Genomic DNA, 7,120 nt, shown 5'->3' with positions numbered 1-7,120 from the left:
CCGCCTGGCGCCTCGATGCCCACGGCAACCCGGTCGGCGCACCGCTGCGGTTCCGCTACGACCTGTCCGGCACCGCCGGCCACCGCGACGCCCAGGTCCGCCACGCCCTGACCCGCCTGCTGCACGTCGCCCAGCGCCACAACCTGGCGATCGCCATCGAAGATCTCGACTTCGCGTCGGAGAAGACCCGGGAGAAACACGGCCGCCGCAAGCGGTTCCGCAAGCTGATCTCCGGCATGCCCGTGAGCAGACTGCGCGCCCGGCTCGTCAGCATGGCCGCGGAACTGGGCATCACCATCGTCGCCGTCGACCCCGCCTACACCTCCCGGTGGGGCGCCCAGCACTGGCAGAAACCCCTCACCAGCAAAACGCGTAAGACCACCCGCCACGACTCGGCAGCCGTGGCGGTCGCACGACGCGCCCTCGGGCACCGTATCCGGCGACGGACGGCACCGCCCCCTGCCCACCAGAGCGATGGACAGGAGCATCGGACCGCCCAGGCCGGATACGGCACCCGGGGAGGCGAGGAAACCCGCCCCCGTATCCCCGGACCACGGACACGATCCGCCGGGACCGGACACGGAGCGAACGCGGGCGACCAGGGCACTCAACACCGTTCGGAGTGTCCGGCTGAGCACGAGTCCCTCCAGGACTCACCCCCGCTCAGCTTCTAGAAACGGTGACCCTGCCGGTCGTACCCCCAGTGGCAGCACCCGCCGGGCGGCCGCGGTGCCTACGGTGGGTTCATGTCCACTGTTCTGATCACCGGTGCCACCTCCGGACTCGGCCGGTACGTCGCCTTCGAGCTGGTCCGCTCCGGACACGTCGTCCTCGCCCACGGCCGGGACCGTGACCGCACCGAGCGGCTGGTCGAGGAGCTGCGCGCCGAGGGCGAGGCGGCCGGGTTCGTCGCCGACCTCGCCTCGCTGACGCAGGTGCGCGAGCTGGGGGCGCAGGTCGCCGAGGCGCATCCCGAGCTCGATGTCCTGGTCAACAACGCCGGTGTGGGCAGCGGCGATCCCGGCTCCGGACGGGAGGTGAGCGCCGACGGGCACGAGCTGAGGCTGGCCGTGAACTATCTGGCGCCGGTCGTGCTGACCCGGGCGCTGCTGCCGGTGCTGCGGAGGAACGCCCCGGCCCGGATCGTGAACGTCGGCTCGGCCGGCCAGGAGCCCCTCGACTTCGCCGATCCCGAGCTGACCCGCGGCTACAGCGGTGTGGCCGCGTACTGCCGCAGCAAGTTCGCGCTCGCCGCCCACACCTTCGCCCTCGCCGAGGAGTCGGCGGGTACCGGCGTCGCGGTGAACGTGCTGCACCCGGCGACCTACATGGACACCTCCATGGTCCGCGCGGCCGGCATCGAGCCCTGGAACACGGTCGCCGACGGCGCGCCCGGCGTGCTGGCGCTGGCCACCCGCGACCTGGGCTCCGGCGGATACTTCGACGGCACGCGTCCGGCGCGGGCGCACGAGGACGCGTACGACCCCGGGGTGCGTAAACGCCTTTCCGCGGTGACCGAGCAGCTGCTCGGTCTGTGAGCCGGGGGCCCGCAGGGCCCGAGGGCCTGTCCCGGCGAGCCGCCTATCGCAGCCCGCGGCCCGACTCCAGCACCTCGCGTGCCTGGGCGACCAGTCCGTCCGCGCCGCAGGAGCGCGCCAGCGCCAGGCCGCGTTCGAGTTCGGCGACCGAGCGGGAGGCGATGCCGTACTCGACACGGGCGGCGGCGTGTTCGTACTGGCACGGGGAGGCTTCGAGGTAGGTGACCGCCTGCGCGGCCAGACGGACCGCGCGCTGGCCGCTCTCCAGGGCGGCGGCGCAGCGCAGCGCCTCTCCTATGGCCGTGTCGGTGCCGAACCGCTCGGCCTGGGTGCGCACGTCGGCGGCCAGCCGGGCGGCCCGGGCCGGGTCCTCGGTGGCGAGGGCGCGGGCGAGGTCGGCGGCCCAGGGCACCATGACCGGGTTGTGGTGGCCGCGCACGGCCGCGGCCTTCTCCGCGGCCTCCAGTTCGTTGACGCCGTCCTTGGTGCGGCCCACGGCGAGCAGGAGTCTGCCGCGGACGCTGCGCGGGTCGGGAATCACGATGGTGGACGGATAGGGTGGGGCGAATCCGTACCGCTCGGCGACCTCCCAGGCCTCCTCCGCGTGGCCGCGGACGAGCAGCGTGTCGACGAGGTTGCAGGTCGCGGTCCAGTACAGGGGCAGCCCGCGGCCGACCCGCTCGGCGATCCGAAGTGACTCGCGCAGGGCCGCCTCCGCCTCCCGCAGCCGGCCGCGCCTTCGGTGGCCGAGGCCGACGTAGGCGTGCGCGAGGGCGAGGTGGCCGCCGCTCCATCCGGCGGTCTCGTAGGCGCGCAGTGCTTCGTTGTAGAGGGTCTCGGCCCGGTCGAGGCGGTCGCTGTAGGCGTAGGCGCTGGCGAGCATCAGCAGCAGCTCGATGCCCCACTCGGCGTCGGTCCAGCCCAGTCCCGGGGGGGAGACGGCCGTTGACGAGGGCGCGGTCGCACAGTTCGACGACCTCCTCGGCGTTCTCGCCGCGGGTCATGGCGTCGAAGCCGCGCAGGATCAGCAGGGCCCGCTCGGAGTTGTCGCGTCCGGTGCAGGCGGCCGCGAGTTCGGCGAGGTGCCCGGAGCGGTCCGGTGAGATCGTCTCGCCGACGTGCAGGCCCTCCCACATGTACTGCACGGCGTGCAGGCGCAGCCGGGTGGGTCCCGGCGCGTGGCGGGCGGCCTCGGCCTCGACCGTGCGGACGGCCTCCTCCAGCTGGTTGTTGTGGAGCAGGGCCTGGGAGAGCCGCCACACGGCGTCCACCCGGGTGTCGCCGTCCAGGCCGGCCATGCTCAGGGCGAGTTGGAGGTGCTCGATGGTGGTCGCGGGGGCGGTCAGGAGCGTGGCGCAGCCCAGTTCGTAGAGCACCCGGGCGTGCACGTCGGGGGTGGGCGGTTCCAGCAGGGCTCGCTCCAGGCAGCGGCGGGCCGCGTCGGGAGCGCCGACGGCGAGGTGTTCGCGGGCGGCCTTGCGCAGCTGTTCGACCAGTTCCTCGTCGTCGTCCGGGTGGACCTGGAGCAGGTGCCGGGAGGCCGCCGCGGCGCCGAACCCGGAGTCCGTGAGGACCTGGGCAGCGATGCCGTGCATGGCGGTGCGCAGGGCGTCCGGGATGGAGTCGTAGACGGCGGTGGCGATGAGCGGGTGCACGAACTCCAGCTCCGCCTTGCCGCCGCGCGCGGTCGCCGGGTCGGGTTCGGTGAGGATGCGGGCGCCGCGCAGCAGTTCGGCGCAGCGCAGCGCGTCGTCGCGGCTCATGGTGGCGAGCCGGGCGACGAGGTCCACGGAGATGCCGGTGCCCAGGATGGCGGCGGCCCAGGCGAACCGGGTGGCGTCGATGCCGAGTTCCTCGAGGCGGGCGACGAGTCCGCCGCCGCGGGCCGCGCGGTTGAGGCCGCGCAGTTCTCCGGCCCGGGCCTCGACCGGTTCGACCTCGCTGTCGCGCACCTTGGCGAGGAGTTCGACGGTCTCGTAGGGGTTGCCGCCGGTGACGGCCCACACCTCGCGGCAGAACGGGGCGTCCGCGTGCCGGCCGAGGGTGGCGCGGGTGAGTCCGGCGGTGGCCTCGGGGGTCAGGGCGCTCAGGGTGCTCACGCCCGCGGCGGCGGCGACCACGTCGAGCCGGCGGGCGCTCTGCCCGCTCACCTCGCCGGGTCTGCGGGTGACCACGAGCAGGACGGACAGGTCGTCGAGGCGCTCGGCGAACGCGGCGAGCCAGCGCAGGGTCTCCTCGTCGGCCCAGTGGGCGTCGTCGATGAGCAGCACCAGCGGCCACTCGCGCTCGGCCAGCCGGCGCACCGCGGCGACCAGGCCGTCGCACACGCCCTGGGGGTCCGCCTGCCGATCGCCGGGTTCCGCTATGCCGAGGGCCGGACCGGCGATGCCGTACCAGTCGCCGAGGTACTCGCGGGCCTCCTCCGGCATCAGGGACATCAGGGCGGGCTGCAGCAACTGCCGTACCACGTTGAACGGGACGGAGCGGAGGATCTCGCCGCCGCGCGCCGACCACACGGTGCAGCCGCGCGCCTCGGCGATCCGCCGGGTCTCGGCCAGCAGGGCGGTCTTGCCGAGGCCCGCCTCGCCCTGGATGACCAGCAGCCCTCCCGAGGACGAGCGGTCGGAGCACAGTGTGTCCACCGCGCGCCGTACGACGGTGACTTCCTCGTCGCGCTCCCACAGGGAAGCCGAGGCGGCCGCACCCGGCCGTACCTCCGTCATCCCGCTACCTCCCCAAGTCGCCCGAACGACGTACGGATCCCGAGCCTAGTCCCCGGGGCGCGGAAGCGGAGGACGGTCCGGTCAGCTGTTGCCGTGTCGGGTGACGGCCGGTGCGGGCGGGCGACGCGGCGGGCCCACGACCTGCGGGGTGTGGGGGCATCATGTCAACGGGCGGATGTCAACAGGCGGGGCGCGCACCGGTTTTCACGGCGGGGCGCATCCGGTGGGCGGTCCTCTCATCCGGCTTTCACCGACGCCTCATACGGTGGGGGTATGACGCAGGTGACTCCTCCCGGGTGGTACCCCGACCCGGGGCAGACAAGTGACGGCCCCGCCACCGAGCGCTGGTGGGACGGTAAGGCATGGACGGAGCGGACCCGCCCGGCCGGGTCGGCCGCCGTATGGGGTCCGCCGGCGGAGCCGCCCGCCGCAGAGACGAATCCGGCGGATCAGGATAGTCAAGGGCATTCCGCCTCCACCGGCCACCCGGCGAACGCGACCGACACGGCGAACACGGTGTATCCGGGACAGCCGGCCCATCCCGGATACGCCGGGCAGCCGGGGCACCCCTACCCCGCGTATCCGGGTCACCCGGGCTACCCCGGGTATCCGGTTCAGCCGTCGGCGCGGCGGCGCGGGCTGCGCACCGGCATCGCCGTCGCGGTGGCCGCCGCGGTGCTGGCGAGCATCGGGGTCGGCGTGTACGCGCTGGGCAAGGACGACGGCGGGAGCGCGAACAGCGCGGGTTCGCACCAGGGCCCGGGCTCGCAGGGCGGCGACGGCGGCCGGGAGGGTTCCGGCGGCGCGGGCGGGCCGTTCGGCGTGCCGGGCGAGGGCGGCGGCCCGGGAGACGGCTTCGGAGGATCTGGCGGCTCCGGAGGGTCGGGCGGCTCCGGGGGGTCGGGCGGCTCGGGAGGATCGGGCGGCTCGTCCGAGGCGCCGAAGATACGGAGCGGGTCGGTCACCGACCCGGACAGCGGCATCAGCCTGCCCATCCTCGACGGCTGGTACGGCCAGCAGCTCACCGGGGGCGCCCAGATCTCCTCCGACGAGGACTACCAGTGCCCCGGCGACACCACCCAGAAGTGCACCAAGGGCGGCGCGTACTCGGCGCCCGCGCTGCTGCTCGGGACACGGGGAGGGACGGCCGAGGAGGTGGCCAAGGCCGACATAGCCGCGAACGCCGAGCAGTCCTACGGCGGCAAGACCTACGGCGGCATCACCTCGCACCAGGTGCTGGCCTCCAAGGCGGTGACCGTCGCCGGCCAGAAGGGCTACCTGGTGCGCTGGAAGGCGGTCACCGCGAAGGGCTCCGACGGCTATGTCGAGTCGCTGGCCTTCCCGTCACCGGCCGACTCCCGTCTGCTGGTCGTGGTCCGTTTCGGCGTGGACGTCGCCGAGCAGCAGTCGGTGATCGACGACATCACCCGGGGCATCAAGGTCGCCTCGGGCGGGGGCAACGGCCAGAAGGTGTGATCCGGCCGCAAGCCGTCGGCCGGGTGGGGTCCCTCGCCGCTCAAGAGGAACCCCACCCGGCCGGGGGGTGCGCGCCGCCCCCGTCCCCACGGTGCGGCGCGTGCAGGTCACCGTCCAGTCATCCCGTGGACGGCGGCCTGGGTCATGGGGCGAGGCCGAGTGCGGGCAGCACGGCGGCCTCCACGAACCGGACCATGTAGTCCGGGTCGGCGTACTCCCCCTCCAGCACGGGCCTGATGCGCAGGACGCCGAACATCTGCGCGGGCACGTACTCCAGCGCCGGGTTGTCGGCGCGGACCTCTCCGCGCTCGACCCCGCGCCGCAGCATCGCCCGCAGCGCGGCGATCTCCGGCTCGACCAGCGCCTCGCGCAGGGCCTGCTTCAGCTCCCTGTCCTGCATGATCGCGTGGCCGAGGGCCTGCAGGAGCCGGGTGTCCTTGCCCGACCACTCGCCCGCGGCCCGCGCGGCCTGCCGCAGGTCCTCGGCGAGCGAGCCGGTGTCGACGCCGGCGAACCGCGTGCGCCGGCTGGCGCGCAGCGCGGCCACCACGAACTGCGGCTTGTTCTTCCACTGCCGGTAGAGCGTGGACTTGCTGCAGCGCGTGCTGGCGGCCACGGCCTCCATGGTGACGGCGTCGTACCCGCACTCGCGGATCTGTTCGAGGACGGCGTCGAAGAACTCCCGCTCGCGCTCGGGCGTGATCTTGGAGCGGCGCGAGCCGACAACCGTCTCCGGTCCGTCCGCGGCCTGCGACGTCATCACTCATCTCCTCGCTCTCGATCCGGATCCAGCGGCCCTCCGGCCGCTCTCCAGTGTGGCGCGTTCCGTGTGAGGTATATCGATCGATACGCCAGTGTACCGGTACTCCCACGTATCGGTACACTGACGTATCGGTACAGTGGCGTATCGGTACGCTACCGTATCGATGGTGTGGGAAGCACCCGCCCGGCCCCGGCCGAGCACCACGAGCACCCCCACCACACGCACGCACACAGCACACCGCCAGCGAGGGGGCCGGGCATGACCACCCGAACCGAGGCCGCCGCAGCGGGGCCCGACCGGCCCGCACGGCCTCCGCTCGTGCGCGAGCTCCTGCTCGTCACGGGGTTGTTCCTCGTCTACAAGCTGGGCCGGCAGCTCGCCGCCGACCACACCGGCGAGGCCTTCCGCAACGCGCACCGCATATGGGACCTGGAGCGGGCGTTCCATCTGCCCGGCGAGGGCGCGGTCCAGTCCCTGCTCCTGCACGGCGACACCCCGGTGCACATGGCGAACGCCTACTACGCCACCGTGCACTTCCCGGCCACCGCGGGCCTGCTCGTCTGGCTCTACCTGCGCCGTCCGGCGCACTACGTCTGGACGCGCCGCGTACTCGCCGCCGT

5 protein-coding genes and 1 pseudogene are annotated in these 7,120 nt (G+C 73.6%); 4 read left to right on the top strand and 2 right to left on the bottom strand.

The window, feature by feature from the left end; genetic code table 11:
- On the top strand, positions 1–674 hold a 674-nt coding region (locus BZY54_RS38325; RefSeq protein ID WP_143668220.1), incomplete at its 5' end, for an IS200/IS605 family accessory protein TnpB-related protein.
- 72 nt (positions 675–746) lie between these two features.
- Complete coding sequence (locus BZY54_RS38320) at positions 747–1,538, top strand: SDR family NAD(P)-dependent oxidoreductase (protein ID WP_086729981.1); 792 nt, start codon at positions 747–749, stop codon at positions 1,536–1,538.
- A gap of 43 nt (positions 1,539–1,581) precedes the next feature.
- On the opposite strand, the pseudogene BZY54_RS38315 reads toward BZY54_RS38320, so the two are convergent.
- Positions 1,582–4,261 (bottom strand): annotated as a pseudogene (locus tag BZY54_RS38315) (ATP-binding protein).
- A gap of 273 nt (positions 4,262–4,534) precedes the next feature.
- Here BZY54_RS38315 and BZY54_RS38310 point away from each other — a divergent pair.
- Positions 4,535–5,737 (top strand): DUF2510 domain-containing protein, encoded by a 1,203-nt coding sequence (locus tag BZY54_RS38310; RefSeq protein ID WP_086729980.1) that lies wholly within the window; start codon positions 4,535–4,537, stop codon positions 5,735–5,737.
- A gap of 142 nt (positions 5,738–5,879) precedes the next feature.
- On the opposite strand, the gene BZY54_RS38305 is transcribed toward BZY54_RS38310, so the two are convergent.
- Positions 5,880–6,497, bottom strand: coding sequence for a TetR/AcrR family transcriptional regulator (locus tag BZY54_RS38305; RefSeq protein ID WP_086729979.1), 618 nt, complete (start codon positions 6,495–6,497; stop codon positions 5,880–5,882).
- A gap of 261 nt (positions 6,498–6,758) precedes the next feature.
- Here BZY54_RS38305 and BZY54_RS38300 point away from each other — a divergent pair.
- The coding region (locus BZY54_RS38300; protein ID WP_208640894.1) for a phosphatase PAP2 family protein at positions 6,759–7,120 on the top strand (362 nt) is incomplete at its 3' end.

Origin of the sequence: Streptomyces carpinensis (genome assembly GCF_002154505.1) — a bacterium.
Classification (GTDB): domain Bacteria; phylum Actinomycetota; class Actinomycetes; order Streptomycetales; family Streptomycetaceae; genus Streptomyces; species Streptomyces carpinensis.
This window is presented reverse-complemented; position numbering and strand designations above follow the sequence as displayed.